Raw genomic sequence first — 24,351 nt, 5'->3', positions numbered from 1 at the left:
GCCATCAGCAACGACGCCAGCCTAATCGGAAACTTCGGTTTGCGGCCGGTCCCGGCCATCGGCGAGCTCGTCGTGCCATTTGCCGTCGGCGTCCTCGTACTGGATGCCGTCCGTGGTGCCGGCGACCTGCTGTTCGGCCGAAGCGATCTCGGCGGCGCGCAGCGCATCCTCGTGAGTAGGAAACGTTTCCGAGAATGTTGCGCCGACCTTGTAGGCCCAGCCCCCGTCATGTTCGACGATCTTGTAGGTCAGCTTCGCCATGAAATCCTCCGGTGGAAAAAGCTCCGTCTGCTCAATGCAGTTTGTCTTCGGGCAGTTTGCGTTCGGGCAGCTTGCCGTCGGACAATCTCTCGTCGGGAACCAGCACGTCCGATTCCTTCGCGGCCTCGACCAATGCCCGGCGCGCATCCGCTGTCGAACGATAACCCTCCAGCACTTTTAGGCAAGTGTCGAGAGCATCGCGATGCCGAGGACCACGATTGAGTGGCCAGACCGTCATCAGGCACTCCGCTGCTTCCTGGGTGCTACGGATCTCACGGTATTTGCCGACATGGCCAAGCTCGACCACGACCGGCTTTTCAAAAGGCTTGTTGTCCATCATCGCCGGCAACGCGGAGCGACCGATTTGGTTGCAACGCCTCGGCGCAAAGGTCTCAAGTGCCGCGATTAATGGGGCCGCGGTCATTGGGGCCGCAGCCAGTGGAAACGGGACGGTCAGCCCGCCGCCTTCATCCAGTGCCGGATCGTCGTCACCGAGCGGGCAAGCTGCGGCGCCGGGTGGATCTTCTCGCCGAATGTGGCCGCGGCGCGCCACGCCCAGCGCGGGTCGGCCAGGAAGGCGCGGGCCAGAGCCACCATGTCGGCACGGCCTTCGGCGACGATCGCCTCGGCCTGCTTCGGATCGTCGATCAGGCCGACGGCCCGCGTCGGGATGCCAGCGCCCTTGCGCACGGCTTCCGCCAGGTGCACCTGGTAGCCCGGGCCGGTCGGCAGCTTCTGCAACGGCGAATTGCCGCCGCTCGAGCAGCAGAGATAAGCGACGCCCTCCGCCTTCAGCGCCTTGACCACTTCGATCGCGTCCTCGACATCGAAGCCGCCATCGACCCACTCCTTGACCGACAGACGCGCCCCGAGCATCAGCTTGGGGACGGCCTTTCTCACCGCCTTTGCGATCTCGACGACAAAACGCATGCGGTTTTCCAGCGAGCCGCCCCAGCGGTCGGTGCGCTGGTTGGAAAGCGGCGACAGGAACTGGAAGATCAGATAGCCATGGGCTGCGTGCAATTCGATGAAGTCGAAACCGGCACGTTCGGCCCGCCTTGCCGCATCAGTGAAGCGTTCGATGATGTGCAGGATCTCCTCATCCTCCAGCGCCCGCGGCACCTGCCAGCCCGTGTCGTAAGCTATTGCCGAGGCAGACACGATCGGCCACGGGTCCTGATCGGCCTTCAGCGGTCCGCCGCCTTCCCACGGTTTCTGGTTGGAAGCCTTGCGGCCTGCATGGGCAAGCTGCGTGCCGAACCTGGTGCCGGGGGCGGCGACGCGCTTGGCGGCATCCAGCGCGCGCCGGGCGGCTGCCTCGTTGTCGTCGGAATAAAGGCCGAGGCAGCCATGCGAGATGCGGCCGCGCCGCTCGACGTCGGTCATCTCGACGGTGACCATGCCGGCGCCGGACATCGCCAGGTTCATCCAGTGGTACAGGTGCCAGTCGCTGGCGGACCCGTCATCGGCGGAATACTGGCACATCGGCGCCACTGCGATGCGGTTGGGAAAGGTGAGGCCGTCAAGCGTGATCGGCTGGAAAAGGGATGTGGTCATCAAAAAACTCCGGGGAGGGGCTGCCGCTATTTAGGCAGTGGATTGCGCCTGCGCCATACACGAGGCGGTGAAGCGCACCTCTGGACCAATGGCTGCCGGGATTGCGCAAAGGCCGGTTCGCGGTTAGCGCATGACGCCGAAAATCAATTCCGATTTTCGGAAAGGATCATGCGCAGATCAAAAGTGCTACAGCGTCCTTTGCGCGTCCAAGAGGACGCGCGGCGCTGTAGTCCTCGCGCCGGCAGCACGGAGCTCACAATGGAAGACCGCATTCGCATCCGTTCGGAAGAAGTCCTTTCCGACGACTGGGCCGTCCTGAAAAAGACCGTCCTCGACTATCGCCGGCGCGACGGGCAATGGGAGACGCAGATCCGCCAGACCTACGATCGCGGCGACGGGGCGGTGATCCTGCCTTACGATCCCGAGCGCTCGACGGTTCTGCTCGTGCGGCAGTTCCGCTATCCGGCCTACGTCACCGGCCACCGCGAGCCGCTGATCGAGGCCTGCGCCGGCCTGCTCGATGAACACGATCCAGAAACCTGCATCCGCAAGGAGGCGGAAGAGGAACTGGGCTACCGGCTGAAGGACGTTGAACGGCTGTTTGCGCCCTATATGAGCCCTGGCAGCGTGACCGAGCGGCTTTGGTTCTTCATCGCGCGCTACTCGCCCGCCGACCGCATCTCGGACGGCGGCGGGGCGCCGGAAGAAGGCGAGGACATCGAGGTTCTGGAAATGCCGCTCGATGAGGCTTTGGCCGGCATTTACGACGGCCGCATCATCGATGCCAAGACGATCATCCTGATCCAGCATCTGAAGCTGAACCCGATCCGGGCCTGACCCGTGCCGGAACCTGGACGCCGCGAAGGGGCGCGGCAAACATGAGCGCCGGAAAGCTGGGTTCGCTGAAGCGGGTTGGCGCGATGGCGCTGCTGCTGGTCCTGAATGTCGCGCTGCTGGTCAGCTACCGGCGCCTGACCCAGCGTTTCTCCGAAAGGATGCGGCATCTGCCCAGTTTTGCTGCCCCGGCGACCTTCACGGAAAAGATCCATTGGCGCAAGATTTTCGACGACGATCCGCGGTTTGCGATTGTGCTCGACAAGCTGAAAGCCAAGGAATTCGTCCGGGATCGGCTTCCCTGGCTGCTTGTCCCGGCGGTGCTGTGGCGCGGCGACGACCCGCGCGAAATCCCCTTCGACGAATTGACGATTCCATACATCGTCAAATGCAATCACGGCTGCAACATGAATGCCGTCGTTCCGGACCCCGCAACCGCCGATCGGGACGCGATCATTGCCGAGATGTCCAGGCACCTCGCCGAGACCTATGGCAGCCGCAAGCTGGAGCGCGGCTATGCCCACATCAAGCCGCAGGTTTTCGTCGAGACGCTGATCGGCAAGGATCATGACTATCAGCCCATCGACTACAAGTTCAACGTGATTGCCGGCCGTGTCGCCTTTGTCGTGGTCACGTCTTTCCGCTCGACGGTGCGGAAGACGGCACTTTTCGATCGCGACTGGCGCCGGCTGGCAGTCGTCCAGGGCGGCATCGACGCGTCGCTGGAAATTGCCCGGCCGCAAAGCTTTTCGCGCATGGTCGAGGCTGCCGAGATACTGGGCGGCGAATTCGACATGATGCGGGTCGATTTCTACGAAGACGGCGGAGAGCCGGTGTTCGGCGAGTTCACGATCTATCCCCGCAGCGGCCTGCAGAAATTCGACCCGCCGGCTTTCGATCGTGAACTGGGCGCGCGCTGGGATATTGCGGCGTCCGGCTATCTGAGCCGCCCGTCGAGCAGGTTTGCGCGCCGCTACAGGGCCGTCCTTACCGCTGCCGGTCACATCTGAAACAGAGCGACGGTTTCTTCGCGGTCCAAATCCACGGCACGAGGCGGCGGGCGAATATATGGGTGATGGAAACCCGTGTAGCAGAGAAACCCGCATCGCATCGCCGGCTTCGGTCAGCCGGGACCCGCCGGTCATTCCGAATTCAGGGTTCGCTTTGGCCGACGTAGCGTTGCACGAGTTCTTTCCAATCGGGATGATGGGTCACCGTCAGCACGGCGCGGTTGATGTCCTCCATGAGCGGGCTGCCGCTTGGAATGGCGATCGCGTAGTCGCGGACCGCCAGGGTTTGCGGCAGGATAAGCAAGTCGTTCCACTGGTATTCCTGGATCATGTGTCCAAGGATGGCGCGCTCCACCACCAGCGCCTCCACTTCACCGCGCTTGAGCGCCTTGCTGGCCTGGATCAGGAAAGGGTAAGTCTGCACCTTCAGGCCCTGCGCTTTGGTCCACAACTCGCCGGCCGTACCCGCCACTGTTCCCACACGGGCTCGCGGCAAGTCTTCGGGACCGTCAACGCTGCTCTTCAGCCGGCCAACGACCAAAGACGAGGCGAGCGTCGCCGAAAAGGTGGCGATGCAGAAAATGCTGGTGAACATCCAGACAAGAGCGATGGCGCGGCCGCGCCAGGTGATTGGCGTCTTGTCGCCGTAGCCGGTCGTCGTCATCGTCACGGCGGCCCACCAGATGCCATCGCCGATGCCCTGCATCATGCGGGGATCGAAATGGCCGGGATTGCGGCGTCGCTCGATCAGCCACAACGACGTGCCGACAAGCAGCAGCAGACCCACGAGGCCGCCGATTGGAACAAGCAACTGCCAGGTAAACAGCCTGCGCAGGGTCGCCAGGATACCGGCGGTTGGCTCGCTGCGCACCGCGACACCAACGCCCGCGGCGAAGTAGGCATGCGAGAAATCGAAGCGCGCCTCACCGTCCGTCGTGACCGGCATGGCGGCGACCACCAGATCGATTTGGCGGGTCTGCAAGGCCTGGACCATGGCATCGGGATCATAGTCGAACTCGCGGAATTCATAGCCAAGGTTCAATTGCGAGGCCACTTTTTGCCAGAGCTCGATGCTCAGGCCGCTCCATACGCCATCATCGCCGCGCGATGCAAAGGGTGGCACCCGCATCGTGCCGACGACGAGCTTGCGTACGCGGAAATCCTCGACCCGCGGCTCGGCGAGCGCCGGCATGGAGAATGCCCAGGCGAGCACGCCGACCACCAAACCGACGACCCGGCGCGCGCTCATGGTTCGCCCGCCGCGATCTCGACATAGCCGGCGCGCTTCACCAAGGCCTGTCCGGCGGGGCCGGTGCAGTACGCGATGAACGAGGCGGCAAGTCCCGACGGCGTCCCCGGATTGATCAAAAGCAAGGCGCGTGTCAGCGGGTAGGTGCCTGACCACACCGTATCGGCGCTCGGCAAGACCGAGGAAGATTGGCTGCGGATGGCCAGGACATGGACGCGGTCCGAGGCATTGCGGAGCGCTCCGAGGCCGGTGTATCCGATAGCATTCGGCTGCGCGGCGACCTCGGCGACAATGGCCTCGTTTGTTGGCAATTCCTTTGCCACACCCTCCCTTTGTCCTTTCAATACCCGCTCGGCGAACACCTCCTCGGTTCCAGACCCTTTGGCGCGGGCAAGTGGTTGGATCTCGCCGGGGCCGCCGCTGAGCTCCCGCCATTGCGATAAATCTCCGGACCAGATGGCGCGGAGCTGATCGACATCGATTTCGCGCAGCGGGTTGGTTCGGTGCACGACGATAGCAACGCCGTCCAGCGCCAGCTCGAACTGCGTCAGATCGGTACCTTTCGCGGTTGCGAACCCAATCTCCTTCGGCGACAGTGGCCGTGAGATCATGCCGATATCGATCATGCCGTGGAGCAGCGCTGCCATACCGTCGCCGGAGCCGCCGCCGCGCACGATGATGTCGGCCTCGGGGTTGTCGGCCATGAATGCCTCGGCGCAGACCGTGACGACCGGCCGCATCGTTTCGGAACCCATTATTTGCAGTGAACCGCCAGCAACCGGCCCAGATGCCGGCCCAAAAGCCGGCATTGCCCGGTTGCCGTAGAAATACCAGGCGGCCAACGCAACGATGATGGCCGTCGCAACGGACGATGCCGCGACCCACGCGACACCCGGTCTCGTGTTGATTGGCGGTTCCAGTCTTTGCCCCCGATCAGCGAAATGTGGTCGCGTATTCGGAAACTGCACCGGGACAGGTGTCAGTTTGGTGACATAGAGCCAGGCTGGCTCTTGTTTATTCCCCCGACCACCCCTGTTGCGATCGCCAGCCGCGGGCCGTTCAAGGAGAAATTCGCTGGTCGGCGCGATGGCGCTCACAACAGGCCGGCCGCCATCAAATTCCAAACGGTCCGGGCACTGCCGGCTTGGTCGTGAAGCCATAATACCAGCTGGTGCGGACGCCGGGAATCGAACCCGGATAGCCGTAGCTGAGGGATTTTAAATCCCCTCAGCGGTGGTGCGGGCGACGGGGGTCGAACCCGTAAGTCACTGAGGACGCAGGATTTTAAGTCCTGTGCGGTTACCAGTTTCGCCACGCCCGCAGACACCGTGACATTGGTATGTCACAGCCCATGTCACAAGTTCAAGGCCGCCTCTAGGCGACCTCATCTGTCGAGTTCCCGTTCGCGGGATCAGGCCATTGGATGCGATCTCTTTTGGGAACAAATCCAGCAGCCGCGCGGGCAGCTTTGTTGATGGCCGCACTGGAGCAGGCCCGTCGCCCAAAGATACGCCCTTGAGCGCTCGTGATGATGTGGAGATAGCTGCTGTATCTCTCACGCAGTCCTTTGTTGATGTATTTGCCGAGGCTCTTGTATGTGGATTGGTCGACATCTTTTGCCTTGACGTCGAACTGTCCGGGCGTGTGGCCTTTAGCCTTTCTCACCCAGCCCGGAAGCTTCCGCAGAAACTCAGCGTGCAGTGATGGAGGGACGTAGACAACCCAGTTGGCGTGCGCCTGACCATTGGGGTTCTCCAAGGTGTAGACGTACATCGCCAGTTTCGGCGCGCCATAGACCCTCTTTGTCCGCCAATTATACCAATCACGGTACTTGTCTCGGACCCTCGTGAAAAGCCAAGCAGCTATGTCGGCGTCTTCGGCAGGGAAGTTGACGACCACGTAGAGGTTGAGCGAACAGCCTCGATACCGCGCGAAGTCCATGGCGTGGAGGATGTTCTCGGCAGGCACTACATTGAGGGAGTGGGTGTGGGAGGAGAACTGGATTTTGGGCACGTTCCGGGTACCTATACTAAATGTTGTGTTCTTCTCCCTTCTCGTGCGGTACCAGATGTGGCAAACGGTCGCAATAGATGTTCACGGTTTTCCCCATCAACTTTCCGTCAGGGCAGGGCATCACGCCACAAAGTGGGTGTAATCCCCTCAGGCTCCAGCGTCGACGCCAGCCAAAGGCCGTCAAGCCATCTTCTGCCATCGCTGAAACCTGGTACAAAAAACCCCGCCTTGACGGCGGGCCGTTGGCGCAATCAGCACCGCGCCCGCATAGCTGCCGTCACCGAGCCAGCTGCAACCACCCACAGAGATTCAAACAAGATCGCTGGAACTATTTCGCAGCGGCTGAGTTTCGGACTAAAGTTACTGGAACCCCGAGCATGGCAGAGTTTGACACAGGACGAGGGAAGTCTGTTGCCAAGGCCGTACGGCAATTGATCCGTTCCGAAGATAATCGCCGGCATTTACACGACGTGCTAAATCTGGCTGTCGACCTCCGGCTGCCCAGCACTCTTGCCCCATTACTTGAGGCGCTTGATCAGACTGGGCGGGAATCATTTCCGCAATGCCGTAGGCCAAACGAGCGGTGACCGGGTAAAACGCGCTAAATCTTCTCCTCTATCCATGGCTCCACCCCCATGGCTCAACGCTACGACATTGAGAAGACACCTGAAGGCACCTGGGACATCATTGATGTGTTCACTGGCCTGCCGGTTGTCGAGGTGGGCGTCCCCTTGATCGACATGCCCATCGAAGAGGCCGACGATCTGGTCGAGCTTCTCAACTGCCGCGACAGGGAACAGCGGCAGGATACTTAACGGCCGGCGCCGAAACAAAAAACCCGCCTCGGCGGCGGGTCGTTGGCGCAAATCAGCACCATGCCGAAATCAATAGCATAACTGCCGTCACAAAGCAACGAATCGCGACCTCGCAACGAGACGCGAGAATCACAATCGATGTGAAGGCCGAGGAGCGCTCAAGCAATCCGCTGATCTCGCTGGTCAAAATCCGCGCGGCTTGGCACAGTCGGGAAAACAGGAGTCCCTTCATGGCGAAGACCGCGCATGCGACGAAACCAAAACCCTGGGCCGAGGTGGTGACGCATCTGGTTGACGTGGCGATGGGCAGGAGGCCCGCCGATCTCGTCATCCGCAACGGGCGCTGGGTCAACGTTCATTCCGGCGAGATCATCGCCGGCACCGACATTGCCATTGCCGGCGGCCGCTTCGCCTATTGCGGGCCGAATGCCGGTCACGCTATCGGGCAGGGCACCAAGGTGGTCGACGCCGGCGGGCGCTATCTGGTGCCGGGCCTTTGTGACGCGCACATGCATGTCGAGAGCGGCATGGTGACGGTGACGGAGTTCTGCCGCGCGGTTATCCCGCATGGCACCACCTCGATGTTCATCGACCCGCATGAAATCGCCAACGTGCTCGGCCTGCCGGGCGTGCGGCTGATGCATGACGAGGCCGTCGCCATGCCGATCAACGTGCATGTGCAGATGCCGTCCTGCGTGCCCTCCGCACCGGGGCTGGAGCATGCCGGCGCCGAGCTGACGGTCGCCGATGTCACCGAGGCGATGACCTGGGAAAACATCATTGGGCTTGGCGAGGTGATGAATTTTCCCGGCGTCGCGGCCAACGATCCGGTGATGTCGGGCGAGATCGCCGCGACGGCGAGGGCGGGCAAGACCGTCGGCGGCCATTACGCCTCGCGCGATCTCGGTTTGCCGTTCCACGGCTATGTCGCCGGCGGACCCGAGGACGACCATGAAGGCACGCGCGCCGAGGACGCCATCGCCCGCGTCCGCCAGGGCATGAAGGCGATGCTCAGGCTGGGTTCGGCCTGGTATGACGTCGCCTCGCAGATCAAGGCGGTGACGGAGAGCGGGCTCGACCCGCGCAACTTCATCCTGTGCACCGACGACAGCCATTCCGGCACGCTCGTCCATGAAGGCCATATGGACCGGGTGGTCCGGCACGCCATCAGCCAGGGGTTGAAGCCGGTGACGGCGATCCAGATGGCGACGCTCAACACCGCCCAGCATTTCAGGCTGGAGCGCGAGTTGGGCTCGATCGCGCCGGGGCGGCTCGCCGATCTGCTGATCGTCTCCGATCTGACCGCGATGACCATCGACGAGGTCTATGGCCGCGGCGTCAGGCTGGCCAAGGGCGGCAAGCTCGAAATCGACATTCCGGCCTATGACTATCCGAAGACGGCGAAGAACACCGTCAAGCTCGGCAAGAAGCTCAAACCGGGGGATTTCGACATCGTGGCGCCCATGGGCGCCAACGAGGTGCGGGTGCGGGTCATCGGCGTGATCGAGAACCAGGCGCCGACGCGGGCGCTGGAGGCCGATCTTCCGGTGGAGGACGGGCTGGTCGCCATGGACCGTCGCAACGACGTCTGCCAGATCGCGGTGGTCGAGCGCCACCGGGGCACCGGCGGCGTCACCAATGCCTTCGTCTCCGGCTTCGGCTATATGGCCGACTGCGCCATGGCCTCCAGCGTGGCGCATGATGCGCACCACATCATCGTCGTCGGCACCTCAAAGCAGGACATGGCACTGGCCGTCAACCGGCTGGGTGAGGTCGGCGGTGGTGTCGTGCTGTTCTCCAAGGGCAAGGAACTGGCGCTGGTCGAAATGCCGATCGCCGGGCTGATGTCGGACGAGCGTGCCGAAATCGTGGCAGCCAAGGCCGACAAGCTCACCGAGGCGATGCGCAAGATGGGCTGTTCGCTGAACAACGCCTACATGCAGCACTCGCTGCTGGCGCTGGTCGTCATCCCGGAACTGAGGATTTCCGATGTCGGCCTGATCGACGTGACGACGTTCCAGAAAGTCGACCTGTTCGTCTAACAACGACCAAGGGCGAGCCCCACGTCACTCATCCGCCGGTGGCGATGGTCAGCACCCTGAACGGCGTGGTGATGACGATCTCGGCGACGGAGCCGACGGCCTTGCCGATGCCTTGGCCGAGATTGTCGATCGGCTGCGCCGGATTGGCTTCTTCCGATGCCAGGCCGGCCGGCGCGCGCAGCCGGTCGCCGAGCAACTGCACCAAAAACGGGTTGTCGGCGAATTTGGCGTGGTTCAGGCGGTCGCCGCCTTTGGTCTTGGTGAGGTCGACCACCGAAACGCCATAGCTGGCGAGGTCGGCCGCATCGCCATAGTCGCCGACGCGCGGCTTGTCGCCGGAGATCAGCGAGGAGAGTCTAAGGGCGCGATCGTCGCCCGAAAGCAGGATGGCAAACGGCTTGTCGGGCTTGCCGTAGCGGATCATCTGCTTCTTGAAGACATCGACGTCGATATCTGGTGAGGCAAGGATGACATAGCCAAGCTTGTCGCTGAGATCGCGGTCGCCGGTGATGGCAAGCTGGCGCAGCGCCTCCATCGTCACCCAGGTGCCCATCGAATGAGCGATGATGTCGATGCTCTTGACTTTCGTCTTGGCCAGCATGCGCAGCGTCTCTTCGAGATCGTCGCGCGCGGCATTGGCGCTTTCCTTGTCGTAGATATAGCCCGTGGTCTTGCCGCTCGACGCCCATGAGAACAGAACCGGCGTGCCGGGATATTTCGTATCGTGCGCGATTTGCGTCAGCCGGTAGACGCCATCGTCGAAACCGTTGTTGAAGCCATGCACGAAAACCAGCGCGCGGTTGCCGCGCATGGCAATGTCGGCGCCGACCGCCTTGGCGAATTGGGGGGCGCCTTCATAGAAGGCGACATTCGTCGCGGTGAAATCCTTCGCTGGATTGCTGTTTGCGGAGCCTTTGACGCGCTCGATGGCGCCAAGCTGATGGACCTTCGGAACCGTCACCTCGACGCGGGCGAAGCTGGTGGTCAGCGAGCGATTGCCATCGAACACCTGCCGCGGATCTTTCGTGGCTTTCTCGCGGGTGGTGGCGACGAAGATCTCATGCGTGGCCGCGATGTCGGAGGCAGGCACCGTCACAGCCGTCGTGTTGAGAAGGTCGTGTGTCTTCCGGCCGGCGCAGCCGGTAACAGCGAGCGCCAGCGCAACGACGAGAAAAATCTTCGAACGCACGGTCACGCAGGCTCCCGAAGAGACGTCAACCGTATGACGTCTTTGGTTTCGATAGAGCCCGAGGCCGGCCTGGTCCAGTTGAATGTGATTCGATGGTGCCGCAATCATGAACGTGCACCACGAAAGCCTGCGGAACAGGGCGTGGAGCGCACCTTATTGTCCGAGCAGGTGGATGCGGTCGGTCACCTCGCGGTCGCTGGCAAATCCGTCATCCTCGCGCAGCCGCTGGCCGATCATCTTCACCAGTTCGGGGTTGTCGGCGAATTTGGTGTGGTTGAAGCGATCCGATCCCTTGACGCTGGAGAGATCGACGACGCTCACGCCATAGTCGGCGAGGTCGGCAGCGTCCTTGTAGTCGCCGACGCGTGGCCGCGAGCCGGCGATCAGGCCGGAGAGCCGCAGCGCCCGGTCGTCGTCGGACAGGAGCAGGATGAACGGCTTGTTCGGCTTGCCGTAGCGGCGCATCTGGCTCTTGAACACGTCGACATCGATGTCGGGCGAGGCCAGCACCACGTCGCCGAGCTTGCCGCCGAGATCGCGGTCGCCGTTGATGGCGAGCTGGCGTAGCGCCTCCATGGTGACCCAGGTTCCCAGCGAATGGGCGACGATGTCGATGCGTCGCGCTCCGGTCTGCGCCAGCATCCTCAGCGTCACTTCCAACTGGTCGCGGGCAGCACTGGCGCTTTCCCTGTCGTAGACATAGTCCCTGGTCTTGGCGCCGGACGCCCAGGAAAACAGCACCGGTGTGCCCGGATAACCGGAATCATGGGCGATCTGGGTAACGCGGTAGACTGCGGCGTCGAAGCCGGTGTTGTAGCCATGGACGAAGACCATGACGCGGCCGCCGCGCGCGGCGATGTCGGCGCTGAGCGCGCTGGAGAATTTCGGCGCGGTGTCGTAGCCGACGACCTCGGAGGCCATGAAGTATTTGGCCGGGTCGTTCGACTTGCCGCGCGAGCGCCGCTCGATCTGGCCGGTTTCGTGGCTTCCCGGCACGGTGACGTTGAGGCGGGCATAGTTCAGCGTGGCCGAGCGCTCGCGGTCGAAGACCTTGCTGGGATCGTCGGAGCGCTTGCGCGTCGTGGCGATGAAGATCGAGTGGTTGCCGGCAATTTCCGTCACCGGCGCGGACACAATGGCGCTGCCGAGCAGTTCCTCGGTTTGCCGGCCGCCGCAGCCGGCAACAAGCAAGGCAAGCGCAATGATACAAATCTTCTTCAACTCTGAAATTCCACTCCGGCCGAAAGGCCTATCCAACCTCCGCGAACCCTCCCGGACAGTCGAAGTGCGGCAGAAGTAAGTCATGTCAGGCCGAAATGCGCTCAGCGTCTTGCGACGGTCATCGCACTGTTGCGCGAAAGCCAGAACGGCGGCAGGAAGGCCGGGATGTTGGAGAAGGGCAGCACCTCCGGCCTGAGACGGATGCCGAGCACGTCCGTCATGAAGGCGCGGCGCGCCTCGATGCGGCGCCAGGCTTCGGGGTGACGCGCGGCGATTTCCTCGCGCAGGGCCTGGTCGGCCAGCGCGATGCCGTCCTCGATATTGGTGGTGAAATAATCCGTTCCGGTTGCCGGAATGATGTCGACCTGCAGCGCCATGCCCGACTTCAGCGTGATGTCGGAGCCGGCGAAGATCGGCGAATGCATCCATTCGTCGATGTGGACGAGGTGGCCGGGATTGAGCGAGACGCCGAAGAACGGATCGCCGATGCGGTCGTGCACGGCGTTCCACAGGGCGCCGCCGCTGACGCCGATACCGACGGTCTCGTACCAGTCGACGACGGCAGCGAAATAGGGCGCGACCAGTTTTTCGACGTAGTCGCTTATGTCGGGCGGAAGCTCGGTTGCGCCCTCGGCCAGGAAACCGGCACGGGCATTGAGCGAGCCGTGGAGGCCATAGGCCATGGTGATTGGATCGCCGCGTTTGATGACGTCGAGGCGGGGGCTTGGCAGGCCATAGGGCGCGCGCTTGCCGGCCGACAGCATGGGGTGGCAGCATTGCGGCAGGCCGTTGATGCCCATCAGCCGCGCCGCCTGCAACTCGGTCATGCCGGGTTCGATCCCTTGCAGGACGTTGCGCAGGCCTTGCGACGAATAGGTCGCGGCGAATTCGAAGGACGCGAGCTGGTCGGCTTCATTGATGGCGCGCAGGCCGTCTGCCGGGTTCATCAAAAGGTTCGCCGCATTCACCACTGTGTGCTTGTCGCCGGCAAGCGTGCGCAGCGTGTCGGCGATGAAAGAAGGCAGGTCGAGAGTTGTTTCGCCAAACCCGGAATCGCCGGGACCGAACGGCTTCCAGCCGATGGCGCCGATGCGCTGGCCGGCTTTCAGGCCGCAGTCGGCAAGGATGTCGAGGAGCGCCGGCGAGCGGTCGCGCGGCTGCGCCGGCAGCGAGAACGTCTGGTAGAGGACACGCTGGTAAGGTCCATCGCAGATCTCGGCATAGCCCCAGCCCTCATTGCCGACGAGGAGTTTCGGCTGTTTGCCGGGAACGATGACCAGCAGCGTTTCCTCGAAACGCGGATCGTAGCCCGTGAGATAGGCGACATTGGCCGCGTGCTCGCGGTCGCCATAGACGACGAAAGCATCGAAATCGGCCTTGCTGCCGCGCGCCACCAGTGCCCCGATGCGTGCCTCGTAGGTGGTGCGTGCAACGAGCGGCATCACCGTCGGCTCGCCGAATTCCGGCAGCGACATGGTTTTCAGGGCAACCGATGCGACGGGCATGAACAAACGCCTCCAAGTGCTTGCAAGGATTCTGGGAATGCCCCCGTGACGGGGCGCATGAACCGGCCGGACAATGGCTTCGCGGGATTGGATATGCAATAGGCTGGGATCAAACGCACGCGCTGTGTGCTAGGTTTGCGACCACCGCGTGGCGGCAAACCAAATGCACGCTACCGATAGCCGACATGCGACCCGGGGTGATCTTGCCATGACCAGTTTTTCCTCCCGCGTCGCTGCTGCCGCTGCCGCGATCCGCCAGATTTTCCCGGAGACGCCGCTGCAGGAAAACGACTATCTGTCGAAGAAGACCGGAGCGCGCGTGCTGCTGAAGCGCGAGGACCTGTCGCCGGTGCGCTCCTACAAGATCAGGGGCGCCTTCAATTTCTTCCGCAAGGCGCTCGACGCCGGCAACGATGCCGAGCTGTTCGTTTGCGCTTCCGCCGGCAACCATGCGCAGGGCTTTGCCTTCGTCTGCCGCCATTTCGGCAAAAAGGGTGTGGTGTTCATGCCGGTGACGACGCCGCAGCAGAAGATCGACAAGACGCGGCTGTTCGGTGGCGAATTCGTCGAGATCAGGCTGGTCGGTGACTTTTTCGATGACTGCTACCGCGCCGCGTTGGAGTTCACCGAAAACTCAGGCGCGCACATGGTGCCGCCGTTCGATCATAAGGACATCATCGAGGGGCAGGCGACCGTCGCCTACGAGATATCAGGCCAGATGCCGGGCGCCCGCATGCCGGACATTGTCATGCTGCCGGTCGGCGGCGGCGGTCTGGCCGCGGGCGTCACGCATTATTTCGCCGATCAGCGCCGGGACACGCGCTTCGTCTTCTGCGAGCCGGCCGGCGCGCCGAGCCTGCGCGAGAGCCTCACCGCCGGAAAGCGCATCAAGCTCGCCAAGGTCGACAATTTCGTCGATGGCGCGGCGGTGGCCGAGATCGGCCGTGAACCGTTGCGGCATCTCAGGGAATTTGCCACTGAGGCCGTGCGGCTGATCCCGGAAAACCGGCTCTGCGCGACCATGATCGAGATGCTGAACGTCGAAGGCGTGGTGCTGGAGCCAGCCGGCGCACTGGCGATCGACGCGCTCAAGGATTTCTCGAAAAAGGAGATCAGGGGCAAGACTATCGTGGCGGTGGTTTCGGGCGGGAATTTCGACTTCGAGCGGCTGCCGGATGTGAAGGAAAGGGCGCTGCGTTTCGAGGGGCTGAAGAAGTACTTCATCATCCGCTTTCCGCAGCGCCCGGGCGCGCTGCGCGATTTCCTCGAATTGCTCGGACCTGACGACGACATCGCCCGCTTCGAATATCTGAAAAAATCGGCCCGCAATTTCGGTTCGGTGCTGATCGGCATCGAAACCAAGGACCGCCGCAATTTCGAGCTGCTCAACGCGAATTTCGAGGCCGAGGGCGTCCAGTATCAGGACATCACCGACAACGAGACGCTGGCTGGCTTCATCATATGAGCGCCCGAATATGAGTGCCCCGAATATGAGTGCCCAAGCGAAAATCTTCGTAGCGTTGTTTTCCGGCATCAATGTCGGCGGCAACCGCATCGTCAAGATGGCCGAACTCCGGTCGTTCTTCGAGGAGCTCGGCTTTCGCGACGTCGCCACCTATGTGCAGAGCGGCAACGTCGTGTTTCGCTCGGCAAAGGGTGATGCCGCCACTCTGAGCAGACAGCTTGAAGCGGCCTTCGAGAAGAAATGGGGATTTTATTCGCGCATTATGGTGCGCGATCTCGGTTGGTTCGAGCGGCTGGCGGCGGAAAATCCCTACCCGGAGGTCGCCGGGGAGCCGACGAAACTTCACGCCTATGCGCTGGAGCGCGCGCCGACACCTGAGGAGACGGCCCGTCTTTCGGAGAAATGCACGGGTCCCGAACGGTTCGAGATCAGGGGCGACGTGCTTTATCTGCATGCACCGGAAGGTCTCGGCAAATCGGTATTTGCCAATCTCATCCCGCGCACGCTGAAAGTGCCCGGCACCGCGCGCAACTGGCGCACGGTGCTGGCGCTGCTGGAGTTGGCTGGGAGAAGTGGCTGAACGTGGTCGCCTACGCTGCCGAAGCCCTCTTCCAATCGAAGGTCAGCTCTTCGCGGAAAGCGAAGCGTTTGATGTGATCGGCGACGACCGTTTCCAGGCGCTCCAGAGAGCCGGCTTCTTCAGCGGTTACCGCGATGTGGAGCGCTGCCGCATCGGCATCCAGAACGGCACGACCCAGTGAGAGATCGATTGTCCCGTGGTTCGGATCGAACTCGACGGGAAATTTGTGCGCCCAGTGCTTGCAGAGCTGCTGCAGATAGCGGCTCGCATGTCCGGTGGCGACATCGACATGGCTGGTCGGCATGAATGGATTTCTCCTGGGGCAAGCGCGCATCTTTTTGGATGCGCCAACTTTCGGAAGCAGGCGCGATGGCCGGACAGATAGGCGCGATCTTGAGAAACGCCATAAAATGCCCGGCTAGGTCGTGCCCGCTCTCGATCTTGTGACTGGCTACCAGCTTCCGGTGTTCGCCATCGACGCCCAGGGCTCGGCCTTGGCCTTGGCCGGGCCTTTTTGCAAAAGCTCAATCGAGATGCCGTCCGGCGATTTGACGAACGCCATGTTGCCGTCGCGCGGCGGCCGGTTGATGGTGACGCCCTTGTCCATCAGATGCTGGCAGGTGGCGTAGATGTCGTCGACCTCATAAGCGAGGTGGCCGAAATTGCGGCCGCCCTTGTAGTCTTCAGGATCCCAATTGTAGGTGAGCTCGATCAGCGGCGCCTTTTCGGCGATGCCGCTTTGCTCGTCTTCGGAAGCGGCGAGGAAGATCAGCGTGAAGCGCCCCTGTTCGTTTTCGTGGCGACGCACTTCCTTGAGGCCAAGCTTGTTGCAGTAGAAATCGAGCGATGCATCGATGTCGGCGACGCGGACCATGGTGTGCAGGTAGCGCATGGGATTTTCCTCGAAATGTTGCGTTGCGGCGGAACATAGGGGCCAGCCGGCCAAAGGGCAATTGCCGATAGCCGGGCACGCCGGCAAACAACAAATCCGGTATTCCCGCAATCAACCGTGAAAAAAGGCACGTCAGGTCTTGCACACACCGGAAGCGGCAGTGTTAATCTAACGTCAAGAATCAGTTGCGGTATTCTTGGAAAAAGGGGGGCGTTCTTATGGGGGAAAAGGCCTCTTTCATGGGGCGGGACGGAACCGGTCACGACGCCTCGCAAAGGGTCGAGAGCGGCGATGCGACCGATCTTGTCGAGGTTGCGGGCGCCATCAAATGGTTCGATGTGGCCAAGGGTTACGGTTTCATTCTTCCCGATGACGGCTCTTCCGGCGATATTCTCCTCCATGTGACATGTCTTCGAAAGGACGGTTTCCAGACCGCCTTGGAAGGCGCGCGCGTCGTCTGCCTCGTCAAGCATGGTGAGCGCGGATTGCAGGCGTTCCGTGTGCTCTCCATGGATGTCACCACGGCGGTCCATCCCGCGGAAATGCAGGATCAGCGCACCCACGTCTCGGTGACGCCGGAAAGCGGCCTCGAGCGGGCGCTGGTGAAATGGTTCAACCGCACCAAGGGGTTCGGTTTCCTGACCCGGGGCGAAGGCACCGAGGACATTTTCGTCCATATGGAGACGCTGCGCCGCTACGGCATTACCGAGCTCAGGCCGGGGCAGGTCGTGCTGGTCCGCTTCGGGCGCGGCGACAAAGGCCTTATGGCTGCCGAAATTCACCCGGATATGGGTACCTTGCCGGTCTCGCACTAAGGTCCCGTCCCGATCGAATCGGGATGCGACCTGGTGCTTTTTGCTTGACCATGATCTTTTCCGAACTGCAGGTCAGCGCAGCAAAAACCGGGTTCCACTTTTTGGGATCATGGTCTAGGACGATGTCCGGCCGAGGATTTCGAATGACCCACAGGAACTGGCTGACAACGGGCGTCGTTTGCGCAGCGATCGCCTTTGTCGTCGCCACAGGCGCTTTCTTCCATTCGCAGCAACCGGCTTCGGCGGACAGTCGGGCGATGATCCTTGCCGTCGACCCGCAGCCGCTGGTCGCGGTGACGAAAGGCGGCGAACGCTCTTTCTCGATCGAAATCGCAGACACCTCCGCCGAGCGCGAGGCCGGCCTGATGTTTCGCGAGGAGATGGCCGACGATCATGGCATGCTGTTCGTGTTCGAGGAGCCTCGGGATGTCAGCTTCTGGATGAAGAACACGCCGATGCCACTCGACCTGATCTTCGTCGGTCAGGACGGCAAGATCCGGGCGATCAAGCAAGGCGAGCCGCAATCCGAGGCGATGATCTCGCCCGGCGAGCCGGTTCGCTTCGTGCTCGAGCTCAAGGCGGGCATCGCCGCCAGGAGCGGCATCGAGGATGGCGATTTGTTGCGCCACCCGGCAATCGGCACTGCGCACAACTGAACGCGCAGGATCCGTCGCAGATGCAGTTTTTCTCCCATGACGGTTTTGATCTCGCCTTCCTCGATCGCCAGCCGGCATCGGGGCAGGGCGATCCGGTGCTCATGATCCACGGCTTTGCCTCGACCCATTACGTCAACTGGGTGTCGCCCGGCTGGTTCAAGGCGCTGAACGATGCCGGCTACCGCGCCATTGCCTTCGACAATCGCGGCCATGGCGTCTCGTCGAAGAGCTATGAAGAGGCCGATTATACGCCGGACCGGATGGCGTCCGACGCTGCGGCCCTGCTCGACCATCTCGGCATCGAACGCGCCCATGTCATGGGCTATTCGATGGGCGCGCGGGTGTCGGCGTTCCTGGCGCTTTCCGACCCTGACAAGGTGGCGACACTGGTGTTCGGCGGCCTTGGTATCGGCCTTGTCGATGGCGTCGGCGATTGGGATCCGATCGCCGATGCGCTGCTGGCCGAGGACCCGAGCACGATCAGCCATGCGCGCGGCCGATCGTTTCGCGCCTTCGCTGACCAGACCCGAAGCGACCGGCGGGCGCTCGCCGTCTGCATCGTGGGTTCCCGGGCGTCAATGAACGAGGGCGATGTCGCGCGCATTGCGCAGCCGACCTTGATTGCCGTGGGAACCAAGGACGACATCGCCGGCTCGCCCGACGAACTGGCGGCCTTGATGCCCAACGCCAAGGCTTTTCACATCGAGGGCCGCGACCACATGCTGGCCGTCGGCGACAAGACTTTCAAGCAGCGGGTGCTGGAGTTCTATGCCGAAAATCCGCTGTGAGCACAAAGCCGATCTGTAGTGATCCTTCGCGCCCCCCTCTGTCCTGCCAGAATCAACGGTTCCGCACCGCGGCAGCGCTCACGCCCCAAGCGCCTTGAGCGAGCGCGCCATGTTTTGCCGAGCCTGAGCCTCGAACCGCTGCCGGAATTCCTCGGTGTGAAAAATATGCGGACGGGCGAGGAAACTCTTCAGCACAGCACTGCGGCCGGCACGCCACATCGGCTCTTCCACCCAGCCATATTCGCGGCGAACCGCCTGTTCATAGGCGTCGAAGGCATCAGGCGTCGCACCCAGGATCGCCAGGTCCATGTCGAGGAACAGCGCTGCGTCGCGGGCGGCATTCTCGTCGCTAAAGCGCGGCAATTCATGCGTGGCGGTGGCGATGATCATCGCCGTGATGCGGCCGAGGCGCTGCGCATCCGTGCGGCCGGAGAGCTTTTTCTCGGCAAGGGCGGCACTTTTGGCTTCGTTGTCCTTGGCTCGGCTGTCATAGATGGCATCGTGGAACCAGATCGCCGCCTCGACCGCCTCGGGGTCGTGCAGGGATGCCCGATAGTGCCCGGCCAGCGCCAGCATCGCCTCGATATGGGCAAGGCTGTGATAGTGGCGGCCTTCGGCCCGGTAGAGCGCGGAAAGCTCGCGCTTCAGCGGCGCTTCGATCAAGGGTTCGTTTTCCATGGCCGCTTGAATTTCCGTGAACCAAATCCATTTGACAAAGCACTAAGGAAAATTGAGTTCAACCGTGCTATGATCTGGCTTATATGTGCGGCCGGAGAATAGGCAAGCTGCCAAGCCTGAGCCAGTAGATGGCCGGAGATCATTGATGAACAGCGTTACGATTGCCCGCCCCACCATGGTGAAGCCGATCGACCCGATCTGGCGCTCGATCCGCGACGAGGCGATGGAGGCGGTCAACCGCGATCCGCTGCTGGCGGCATTCCTCTATTCGACCATCCTCAACCAGGAAAGCCTGGAGGAAGCGGTCATCCATCGGCTGGCCGAGCGGCTCGCCCATCAGGATATCGGTTCCGATCTCATCCGCCAGACATTCAAGGCGATGGCAGCCGACGACAAGGACTGGGCGTCGACGGTGCGTGTCGACATCCAGGCCTATTACGACCGTGATCCGGCCTGCGACCGCTTCATCATGCCGGTGCTCTATTTCAAGGGTTTTCACGCCATCCAGACCCACCGGCTGGCGCATTGGCTGTGGAATCAAGGCCGTCAGGACTTCGCGCTCTACCTGCAGAGCCGGTCGTCCTCGGTGTTCCAGACCGACATCAACCCGGCCGCTCGCATCGGCAAAGGCATCTTCCTCGACCACGCCACCGGCCTCGTCGTCGGCCAGACGGCGGTGATCGAGGACGACGTGTCGATCTTGCACGGCGTGACGCTGGGCGGCACCGGCAAGGCCGGCGGCGACCGCCATCCCAAGATCCGCTACGGCGTGCTGATCGGCGCCGGCGCCAAGATCCTCGGCAATATCGAAGTCGGCCATTGCTCGAAGATCGCGGCGGGCTCGGTGGTGCTGTCGCCGGTGCCGCACAACAAGACGGTTGCCGGCGTGCCGGCCCGCGTCGTCGGCGAGACCGGCTGCGACCAGCCTTCGCGGCAGATGGATCAGCTTTTGCCGTCGCAGACGATGGACCACGTCGTCAGCTTCGATATCTGATTTCAAGTCCGCAGGGCGGGCAACCGAACTCCGTTTGCCGGCTCTGCCGCCTGTCGGTTCTCGCATATCCGGTCGGCTCGCCTTTACATCGCCATTGTCGACGTGCCAGAAGCGCGCTCAAACGAGCAAGACCGACGATCGGAGAAGACTGTTGAAGCCGGACGAAATCAGAAAGCTGGACGCCTATTTCAAGCGCGTCTTCCAGAACCCCAAGCTTGAAGTGAAGGCGCGGCCGCGCAAGGACGATTCGGCCGAGGTCTATGTCGGCGACGAATTCCTCGGCATCGTCTTCAAGGACGAGGACGACGGCGACTATAATTTCTCGATGGCGATCCTCGACATCGACCTGGCCTGAGCCGGGAGTTTGCGGTTGGCGGCAGGCACCCCGGGTTCGTCATCCCTGGGCGGAGAGGGGTTTTTGCCAATCTCCGCCGTTTGCGATTTTCCACCAAAGCGCGTCGCATAAATTCCTTTCAGACACAACGCGTTAGCGTCCGGTCCTCAGGAAACGCGTGGCCTCGGCGGCGATGGCTGCATCGAGCACCTGCCAGTCCGCCAGAAAGTCTTTGGGAAAACGGTAGGTGAGGCTGAGCTTGTCGCCGACCAGGATGTCGCGTTCGCAGGGCGCCAGCGATTGCGCAGCACTTGGGCCGCTCAGGCAGCGGGCCACGAACGGGTCCTTGCCCCGGCGGTTGCCGACCGCCAGCACCTCGTTGAGATAGCCTGATTTTTCGGTGAAGCCGTAGAGTGTGGTGCCGCCCGGGCCGGGCGTGCCGGGTTGGGCGATCAGGGCGCTGTAGATCGGCGTGAAGCGGCCGCTCATGTCGCGCGACATTATCTGCCGTTCGAGCGACAGGAAAATGATGTTCTTGCTCGATCCGGTGTTGTTGAAATCGTCCCGGGCAGCCTCGCTGTAGCCGTCCATCTCGGGATAGCGCAGATAGAGGTCGAGGCGCGAGGCGATGCCGTCGCGCCGGGCCTGGTCGAAGCGGACGACATTGGCCGGCACGGCGATGACGTTGTTGCCGATCACGACCTCGTGGGTTGTCGTGTCGTCGGTGTATCCGGCCATGGCGATCGAGCGGCCGAACCATTTGCCGCCAAGGCTGATCGCCACCGAAAGCACTGCCAGCGCCGCGAACACGTAGAACACCCGCCTCATCAGCTTGGAATCGACGACGGTGAGTTGCGGGCCGTTGGCGGTGGCTGCCTGCTTCATCGCGATCCCCTGTATCGGCCGCCTGTCCCAAGATGTCCCCTTGGGTGTTCCCCTTTGGGTGTCCTCAAGCGGCACATGTGGCGCGGCACGGCTCTTGCAACGCGCCTGTCGACACGACTGTGCGATTTCATGGTAAATGGAAGGTAAAGATGGGTCCGGTCGAACACACTCTCTTCGGTTTTATGGTTGGGCTGACGGCGTGCGGCCTGGTTGGATCGGCAATGGAGCTGGTATCAGGCCGCCGGCTTGCCTTCGTCGAGCCTTATGTGTCGCCAAAGCATATGCTGCGCTCGTTGGTCGCGACGGCATGCGCCGGGCCCCTGATGTTTGCCAACGACGCCCTGGACGCCTGGCGGGAAGGCCGCATTTCGGCACTGGCGCTGATCTCCTGCGGCTGCACTGCGACGATCTGGGCGTTGGCTTTGGGCATAGCGCTGATCGATATATTGCATCCCGGGCCGGCACGCTTTTAGGCTCTGCGAACGTTTAGTGCATGTCGCGCAAAAGCATGCCCCTGGGCTTGACCCAAGGGTGTGCAGCGGTTTTGCGATGACGACATGCAAAGCTTAGTGTGAGACGATTCGGAGGCGAAAAATGCCGCTCTATGCGATCGACGGAAAGGCCCCCGGCTTCGAGGACGCGGACAGCAACTGGATCGCGCCCGACGCCACCCTGATCGGCGATATCAGGGTCGGCCGCAACGCCGGCTTCTGGTTCGGCGTCGTCATCCGCGGCGACAACGAGCCGATCGTCATCGGCGCCGACACCAATGTGCAGGAACACACGGTCATGCACACCGATGTCGGTTTTCCCCTGACCATCGGGCAAGGCTGCACGATCGGCCACCGCGCCTTGTTGCATGGCTGCACGATCGGCGACAACAGCCTGATCGGCATGGGCGCCATCGTGCTGAACGGCGCGAAAATCGGCAAGAATTCGCTGGTCGGCGCCGGCGCGCTGGTCACTGAGGGCAAGGAATTCCCCGACAATTCGCTGATTATCGGCTCGCCCGCTCGTTTGGTGCGAGCGCTGGACGATGCTGCGGTTGCCGGGCTGCGCGCTTCGGCCGCGCATTATGTGGCCAACGGCAAATGCTTCAAGGCGGGACTGAAGAAGGCCTGAGGCCAGCCTTCGGCTATATGGTTCACCGGCATCGTCGCCCAACTCACCGTCCATTGGGGCCGCGCCTGATCATCGCATCGCGCAAAAACGAAGCGCCGGCTTCAAAGCCGGCATTGTCGGCGTCCTCGAGGGCTGTCGTATAGTCGTCGATGCGGGTTTCGAGCGATGGGTTGGCGCCCGCCGCCAACAGCAGGCGGATGGCATCGACGCTACGGATGGCGACCGCATAGTGAAGCGGCGTCCAGTCGTTTACGCCCCGCATGTTGAGGTCTGCGCCACCATCGATCAGGATTCGGACGATTTCCAGTCTGTCAGCCCGGTCGGTGGACAGTGCCGCAATGATTGCCGGAAAACCGCCATGGTGGTGATAGTTCGGGTCCGAGCCCGCATCCAGTAAGGTCGAGATGAAAGCAGTGGGGCTCCAATAGATCGCATATTCCAGTGGATCCCCAAGGCCGAGTTCAAAAGGCATCTGCTCGTCGAACCAGCAGGGTGAGCCGCCGAGGGCCACACCGAGGGCCTCGAAGTCGCCCGCCTTGAACGCGTCGTCGATGGCCTTGAACAGGCGGTGGCGCTCGCATCGATCTTCCGGGATTTCCAACATCGCAGCGATCCGGAGGTTGAATTGATGGTTCATACTGCATCGGTCAATTGCCCTTGGAAAGCTGGCTCTAGCCAAGAGTTTCTGGCTCTGTTCCGACGTCCGTAGCGGCCGTGGCCTTCCGATGGATCGTCTGACGCTGCATCATTTCAACAAGTGGTGACACGCGAGCGGATGCCATTTCCAGGCCGTTATTCGCTTTCGGACGTGCCGCTGGTACGTGGCCGGCGATAGCACTTTACCCATTCGATGCCGGGTTTGATTGCAAAACTTGCACGCCGCAACAAGGTTCTCTGGTCTGTCCTCGCCGCCGTCCATCCGGGGTTTCAGATGTTCCGCGGTGCAGCGGAAGCGGTTGAGCGATCTTACAGGGAGATGATAACGCTCTGAAAACAGCGTCGGGTCTCCATCCCACATCTGAAAACCGCAGTAGAAGCATCGCCAATTTTGCTTCTTGGCCTGCACGGTTCGGAGTTTTGTTAGTTTGTTTGAATTGTTCATTTGACACATCCTTTTGCTTCATCAACATGAAGCGGATGTGCAGCAACCTGTAAGCGATTGCCCCTTATTCAGGAGGGATAGCCCTCGCACTAGACGGCACCCGTAAGAGTGCCACTCCGCAGTATTACAGCGGTAGATGCCGAATTTGAGATCGGCATCCATACAGTCACCAATGACGGCTCCCAGACGAACTAGAGAACGTCTCCACAATTCTTTCAATACGTCAAAATTTGGCGACGCTCAAGTCGAGTTCTCCTATCGGGGCTTCCTCCGGTCTCCCCCGAAAGGTGGAGCCGGCCCGGGGACGGGGCCGGCTCCTTTCACCCGGTCGTTGGGGACGGGGA

General features: G+C 62.2%; 27 protein-coding genes and 1 tRNA gene. 13 read left to right on the top strand and 15 right to left on the bottom strand.

The features are described 5' to 3' along the window. Window positions 1-21: 21 nt before the first annotated feature. From EOB36_RS13205 to EOB36_RS13195, 3 genes are all read right to left on the bottom strand, one after another. Window positions 22-261 carry a DUF2188 domain-containing protein gene (locus tag EOB36_RS13205; RefSeq protein WP_095489524.1) on the bottom strand — a complete coding sequence of 80 codons (240 nt, stop codon included), beginning with the start codon at window positions 259-261 and terminating at the stop codon, window positions 22-24. 31 nt (window positions 262-292) lie between these two features. After that, window positions 293-601: a DUF982 domain-containing protein gene (locus EOB36_RS13200; protein ID WP_095489523.1), complete on the bottom strand. Its 309-nt coding sequence runs from the start codon at window positions 599-601 to the stop codon at window positions 293-295. A 113-nt stretch (window positions 602-714) separates the two neighbouring features. Next, complete coding sequence (locus tag EOB36_RS13195; protein ID WP_128285004.1) at window positions 715-1,818, bottom strand: NADH:flavin oxidoreductase/NADH oxidase; 1,104 nt, start codon at window positions 1,816-1,818, stop codon at window positions 715-717. 258 nt (window positions 1,819-2,076) lie between these two features. On the opposite strand from EOB36_RS13195, the gene EOB36_RS13185 reads away from it, so the two are divergent. Together EOB36_RS13185 and EOB36_RS13180 are read left to right on the top strand one after the other, a co-directional pair. Further along, complete coding sequence (locus EOB36_RS13185) at window positions 2,077-2,655, top strand: NUDIX domain-containing protein (RefSeq protein WP_127295297.1); 579 nt, start codon at window positions 2,077-2,079, stop codon at window positions 2,653-2,655. 41 nt (window positions 2,656-2,696) lie between these two features. Next, complete coding sequence (locus EOB36_RS13180) at window positions 2,697-3,662, top strand: ATP-grasp fold amidoligase family protein (RefSeq protein ID WP_348631796.1); 966 nt, start codon at window positions 2,697-2,699, stop codon at window positions 3,660-3,662. Window positions 3,663-3,804: 142 nt separating this feature from the next. Here the strand turns inward: EOB36_RS13180 and EOB36_RS13175 are convergent, their stop codons facing one another. The 4 genes from EOB36_RS13175 to EOB36_RS13160 form a co-directional block, all read right to left on the bottom strand. Continuing rightward, window positions 3,805-4,911, bottom strand: a complete 1,107-nt coding sequence (locus tag EOB36_RS13175) for a transporter substrate-binding domain-containing protein (RefSeq protein WP_127295299.1) — start codon at window positions 4,909-4,911, stop codon at window positions 3,805-3,807. Beyond that, the gene (locus tag EOB36_RS13170) at window positions 4,908-5,720 is read right to left on the bottom strand and encodes a phosphate ABC transporter substrate-binding protein (RefSeq protein ID WP_281035486.1); all 813 of its coding nucleotides are present in this window, start codon (window positions 5,718-5,720) and stop codon (window positions 4,908-4,910) included. Before EOB36_RS13170 ends, EOB36_RS13175 begins: the two co-directional genes overlap by 4 nt. Window positions 5,721-6,145: 425 nt before the next feature. Then, window positions 6,146-6,232 (bottom strand) — tRNA-Leu (locus tag EOB36_RS13165). A 53-nt stretch (window positions 6,233-6,285) separates the two neighbouring features. Further along, window positions 6,286-6,924: a hypothetical protein gene (locus EOB36_RS13160; protein WP_128285001.1), complete on the bottom strand. Its 639-nt coding sequence runs from the start codon at window positions 6,922-6,924 to the stop codon at window positions 6,286-6,288. A gap of 635 nt (window positions 6,925-7,559) precedes the next feature. Between EOB36_RS13160 and EOB36_RS13155 the strand changes: the two genes are divergently transcribed. Further along, window positions 7,560-7,739: a hypothetical protein gene (locus EOB36_RS13155; RefSeq protein ID WP_127295303.1), complete on the top strand. Its 180-nt coding sequence runs from the start codon at window positions 7,560-7,562 to the stop codon at window positions 7,737-7,739. Window positions 7,740-7,969: 230 nt separating this feature from the next. After that, window positions 7,970-9,781, top strand: a complete 1,812-nt coding sequence (gene ade, locus EOB36_RS13150; protein WP_128285000.1) for an adenine deaminase — start codon at window positions 7,970-7,972, stop codon at window positions 9,779-9,781. Between the two features lie 28 nt (window positions 9,782-9,809). On the opposite strand, the gene EOB36_RS13145 is transcribed toward ade, so the two are convergent. From EOB36_RS13145 to EOB36_RS13135, 3 genes are all read right to left on the bottom strand, one after another. Continuing rightward, entirely contained in the window at window positions 9,810-10,976 is a 1,167-nt protein-coding gene (locus tag EOB36_RS13145; protein ID WP_128284999.1) for an alpha/beta hydrolase, read from the bottom strand. A 147-nt stretch (window positions 10,977-11,123) separates the two neighbouring features. Continuing rightward, window positions 11,124-12,191, bottom strand: a complete 1,068-nt coding sequence (locus EOB36_RS13140; RefSeq protein ID WP_095489516.1) for an alpha/beta hydrolase — start codon at window positions 12,189-12,191, stop codon at window positions 11,124-11,126. 101 nt (window positions 12,192-12,292) lie between these two features. Then, window positions 12,293-13,696, bottom strand: coding sequence for an aminopeptidase P family N-terminal domain-containing protein (locus EOB36_RS13135; RefSeq protein WP_128284998.1), 1,404 nt, complete (start codon window positions 13,694-13,696; stop codon window positions 12,293-12,295). A 208-nt stretch (window positions 13,697-13,904) separates the two neighbouring features. On the opposite strand from EOB36_RS13135, the gene ilvA reads away from it, so the two are divergent. Then, complete coding sequence (ilvA, locus tag EOB36_RS13130; protein ID WP_126106765.1) at window positions 13,905-15,161, top strand: threonine ammonia-lyase IlvA; 1,257 nt, start codon at window positions 13,905-13,907, stop codon at window positions 15,159-15,161. Between the two features lie 25 nt (window positions 15,162-15,186). Beyond that, on the top strand, window positions 15,187-15,741 hold the full coding sequence (locus EOB36_RS13125; protein ID WP_128284997.1) for a DUF1697 domain-containing protein: 555 nt from the start codon (window positions 15,187-15,189) through the stop codon (window positions 15,739-15,741). A 10-nt stretch (window positions 15,742-15,751) separates the two neighbouring features. On the opposite strand, the gene EOB36_RS13120 is transcribed toward EOB36_RS13125, so the two are convergent. After that, window positions 15,752-16,045: a DUF2218 domain-containing protein gene (locus EOB36_RS13120; RefSeq protein ID WP_128284996.1), complete on the bottom strand. Its 294-nt coding sequence runs from the start codon at window positions 16,043-16,045 to the stop codon at window positions 15,752-15,754. A 147-nt stretch (window positions 16,046-16,192) separates the two neighbouring features. Beyond that, window positions 16,193-16,633 (bottom strand): lactoylglutathione lyase, encoded by a 441-nt coding sequence (gene gloA / locus EOB36_RS13115; RefSeq protein ID WP_127295319.1) that lies wholly within the window; start codon window positions 16,631-16,633, stop codon window positions 16,193-16,195. A gap of 239 nt (window positions 16,634-16,872) precedes the next feature. Between gloA and EOB36_RS13110 the strand changes: the two genes are divergently transcribed. The 3 genes from EOB36_RS13110 (at window position 16,873) to EOB36_RS13100 (ending at window position 18,892) form a co-directional block, all read left to right on the top strand. Continuing rightward, a complete protein-coding gene (locus EOB36_RS13110; RefSeq protein ID WP_206637164.1) occupies window positions 16,873-17,448 on the top strand; it encodes a cold-shock protein in 576 nt (191 codons plus the stop codon). A 143-nt stretch (window positions 17,449-17,591) separates the two neighbouring features. Beyond that, the gene (locus EOB36_RS13105; RefSeq protein ID WP_128284994.1) at window positions 17,592-18,104 is read left to right on the top strand and encodes a DUF192 domain-containing protein; all 513 of its coding nucleotides are present in this window, start codon (window positions 17,592-17,594) and stop codon (window positions 18,102-18,104) included. A gap of 20 nt (window positions 18,105-18,124) precedes the next feature. Continuing rightward, entirely contained in the window at window positions 18,125-18,892 is a 768-nt protein-coding gene (locus tag EOB36_RS13100) for an alpha/beta hydrolase (RefSeq protein WP_164897514.1), read from the top strand. Between the two features lie 78 nt (window positions 18,893-18,970). On the opposite strand, the gene EOB36_RS13095 is transcribed toward EOB36_RS13100, so the two are convergent. Beyond that, entirely contained in the window at window positions 18,971-19,570 is a 600-nt protein-coding gene (locus EOB36_RS13095; protein WP_095489509.1) for a hypothetical protein, read from the bottom strand. A gap of 145 nt (window positions 19,571-19,715) precedes the next feature. On the opposite strand from EOB36_RS13095, the gene cysE reads away from it, so the two are divergent. Together cysE and EOB36_RS13085 are read left to right on the top strand one after the other, a co-directional pair. Beyond that, window positions 19,716-20,564: a serine O-acetyltransferase gene (cysE, locus tag EOB36_RS13090; RefSeq protein ID WP_095489508.1), complete on the top strand. Its 849-nt coding sequence runs from the start codon at window positions 19,716-19,718 to the stop codon at window positions 20,562-20,564. A 151-nt stretch (window positions 20,565-20,715) separates the two neighbouring features. Continuing rightward, window positions 20,716-20,919 carry a DUF3126 family protein gene (locus tag EOB36_RS13085; RefSeq protein WP_013531334.1) on the top strand — a complete coding sequence of 68 codons (204 nt, stop codon included), beginning with the start codon at window positions 20,716-20,718 and terminating at the stop codon, window positions 20,917-20,919. Between the two features lie 132 nt (window positions 20,920-21,051). Here EOB36_RS13085 and EOB36_RS13080 read toward each other — a convergent pair whose 3' ends face one another. Continuing rightward, window positions 21,052-21,783, bottom strand: coding sequence for a hypothetical protein (locus tag EOB36_RS13080; RefSeq protein WP_095489507.1), 732 nt, complete (start codon window positions 21,781-21,783; stop codon window positions 21,052-21,054). Window positions 21,784-21,932: 149 nt separating this feature from the next. Here EOB36_RS13080 and EOB36_RS13075 point away from each other — a divergent pair, with 149 nt between their 5' ends. Further along, window positions 21,933-22,256: a hypothetical protein gene (locus tag EOB36_RS13075; RefSeq protein ID WP_164759244.1), complete on the top strand. Its 324-nt coding sequence runs from the start codon at window positions 21,933-21,935 to the stop codon at window positions 22,254-22,256. A 121-nt stretch (window positions 22,257-22,377) separates the two neighbouring features. Beyond that, on the top strand, window positions 22,378-22,905 hold the full coding sequence (locus EOB36_RS13070) for a gamma carbonic anhydrase family protein (RefSeq protein ID WP_095489506.1): 528 nt from the start codon (window positions 22,378-22,380) through the stop codon (window positions 22,903-22,905). A gap of 43 nt (window positions 22,906-22,948) precedes the next feature. On the opposite strand, the gene EOB36_RS13065 is transcribed toward EOB36_RS13070, so the two are convergent. Continuing rightward, window positions 22,949-23,509 carry an ankyrin repeat domain-containing protein gene (locus EOB36_RS13065; RefSeq protein WP_164897513.1) on the bottom strand — a complete coding sequence of 187 codons (561 nt, stop codon included), beginning with the start codon at window positions 23,507-23,509 and terminating at the stop codon, window positions 22,949-22,951. Window positions 23,510-24,351 lie beyond the last annotated feature (842 nt).

This window comes from Mesorhizobium sp. M6A.T.Cr.TU.017.01.1.1, from assembly GCF_004023115.1.
GTDB classification, from domain to species: Bacteria; Pseudomonadota; Alphaproteobacteria; order Rhizobiales; family Rhizobiaceae; genus Mesorhizobium; species Mesorhizobium mediterraneum.
The sequence above is the reverse complement of the archived record's forward strand: the minus strand, read 5'-3'. Positions and strand labels throughout refer to the sequence as shown.

What these genes read in the sequence shown, in the direction of transcription:
- EOB36_RS13205 (WP_095489524.1), bottom strand. Translation starts at nt 261, where the DNA reads ATGGCGAAGCTGACCTACAAGATCGTCGAACATGACGGGGGCTGGGCC.
- EOB36_RS13200 (WP_095489523.1), bottom strand. Translation starts at nt 601, where the DNA reads ATGATGGACAACAAGCCTTTTGAAAAGCCGGTCGTGGTCGAGCTTGGC.
- EOB36_RS13195 (WP_128285004.1), bottom strand. Translation starts at nt 1,818, where the DNA reads ATGACCACATCCCTTTTCCAGCCGATCACGCTTGACGGCCTCACCTTT.
- EOB36_RS13185 (WP_127295297.1), top strand. Translation starts at nt 2,077, where the DNA reads ATGGAAGACCGCATTCGCATCCGTTCGGAAGAAGTCCTTTCCGACGAC.
- EOB36_RS13180 (WP_348631796.1), top strand. Translation starts at nt 2,697, where the DNA reads ATGAGCGCCGGAAAGCTGGGTTCGCTGAAGCGGGTTGGCGCGATGGCG.
- EOB36_RS13175 (WP_127295299.1), bottom strand. Translation starts at nt 4,911, where the DNA reads ATGAGCGCGCGCCGGGTCGTCGGTTTGGTGGTCGGCGTGCTCGCCTGG.
- EOB36_RS13170 (WP_281035486.1), bottom strand. Translation starts at nt 5,720, where the DNA reads ATGCCGGCTTTTGGGCCGGCATCTGGGCCGGTTGCTGGCGGTTCACTG.
- EOB36_RS13155 (WP_127295303.1), top strand. Translation starts at nt 7,560, where the DNA reads ATGGCTCAACGCTACGACATTGAGAAGACACCTGAAGGCACCTGGGAC.
- ade (WP_128285000.1), top strand. Translation starts at nt 7,970, where the DNA reads ATGGCGAAGACCGCGCATGCGACGAAACCAAAACCCTGGGCCGAGGTG.
- EOB36_RS13135 (WP_128284998.1), bottom strand. Translation starts at nt 13,696, where the DNA reads ATGCCCGTCGCATCGGTTGCCCTGAAAACCATGTCGCTGCCGGAATTC.
- ilvA (WP_126106765.1), top strand. Translation starts at nt 13,905, where the DNA reads ATGACCAGTTTTTCCTCCCGCGTCGCTGCTGCCGCTGCCGCGATCCGC.
- EOB36_RS13125 (WP_128284997.1), top strand. Translation starts at nt 15,187, where the DNA reads ATGAGTGCCCAAGCGAAAATCTTCGTAGCGTTGTTTTCCGGCATCAAT.
- EOB36_RS13120 (WP_128284996.1), bottom strand. Translation starts at nt 16,045, where the DNA reads ATGCCGACCAGCCATGTCGATGTCGCCACCGGACATGCGAGCCGCTAT.
- gloA (WP_127295319.1), bottom strand. Translation starts at nt 16,633, where the DNA reads ATGCGCTACCTGCACACCATGGTCCGCGTCGCCGACATCGATGCATCG.
- EOB36_RS13110 (WP_206637164.1), top strand. Translation starts at nt 16,873, where the DNA reads ATGGGGCGGGACGGAACCGGTCACGACGCCTCGCAAAGGGTCGAGAGC.
- EOB36_RS13105 (WP_128284994.1), top strand. Translation starts at nt 17,592, where the DNA reads ATGACCCACAGGAACTGGCTGACAACGGGCGTCGTTTGCGCAGCGATC.
- EOB36_RS13100 (WP_164897514.1), top strand. Translation starts at nt 18,125, where the DNA reads ATGCAGTTTTTCTCCCATGACGGTTTTGATCTCGCCTTCCTCGATCGC.
- EOB36_RS13095 (WP_095489509.1), bottom strand. Translation starts at nt 19,570, where the DNA reads ATGGAAAACGAACCCTTGATCGAAGCGCCGCTGAAGCGCGAGCTTTCC.
- cysE (WP_095489508.1), top strand. Translation starts at nt 19,716, where the DNA reads ATGAACAGCGTTACGATTGCCCGCCCCACCATGGTGAAGCCGATCGAC.
- EOB36_RS13080 (WP_095489507.1), bottom strand. Translation starts at nt 21,783, where the DNA reads ATGAAGCAGGCAGCCACCGCCAACGGCCCGCAACTCACCGTCGTCGAT.
- EOB36_RS13075 (WP_164759244.1), top strand. Translation starts at nt 21,933, where the DNA reads ATGGGTCCGGTCGAACACACTCTCTTCGGTTTTATGGTTGGGCTGACG.
- EOB36_RS13070 (WP_095489506.1), top strand. Translation starts at nt 22,378, where the DNA reads ATGCCGCTCTATGCGATCGACGGAAAGGCCCCCGGCTTCGAGGACGCG.
- EOB36_RS13065 (WP_164897513.1), bottom strand. Translation starts at nt 23,509, where the DNA reads ATGTTGGAAATCCCGGAAGATCGATGCGAGCGCCACCGCCTGTTCAAG.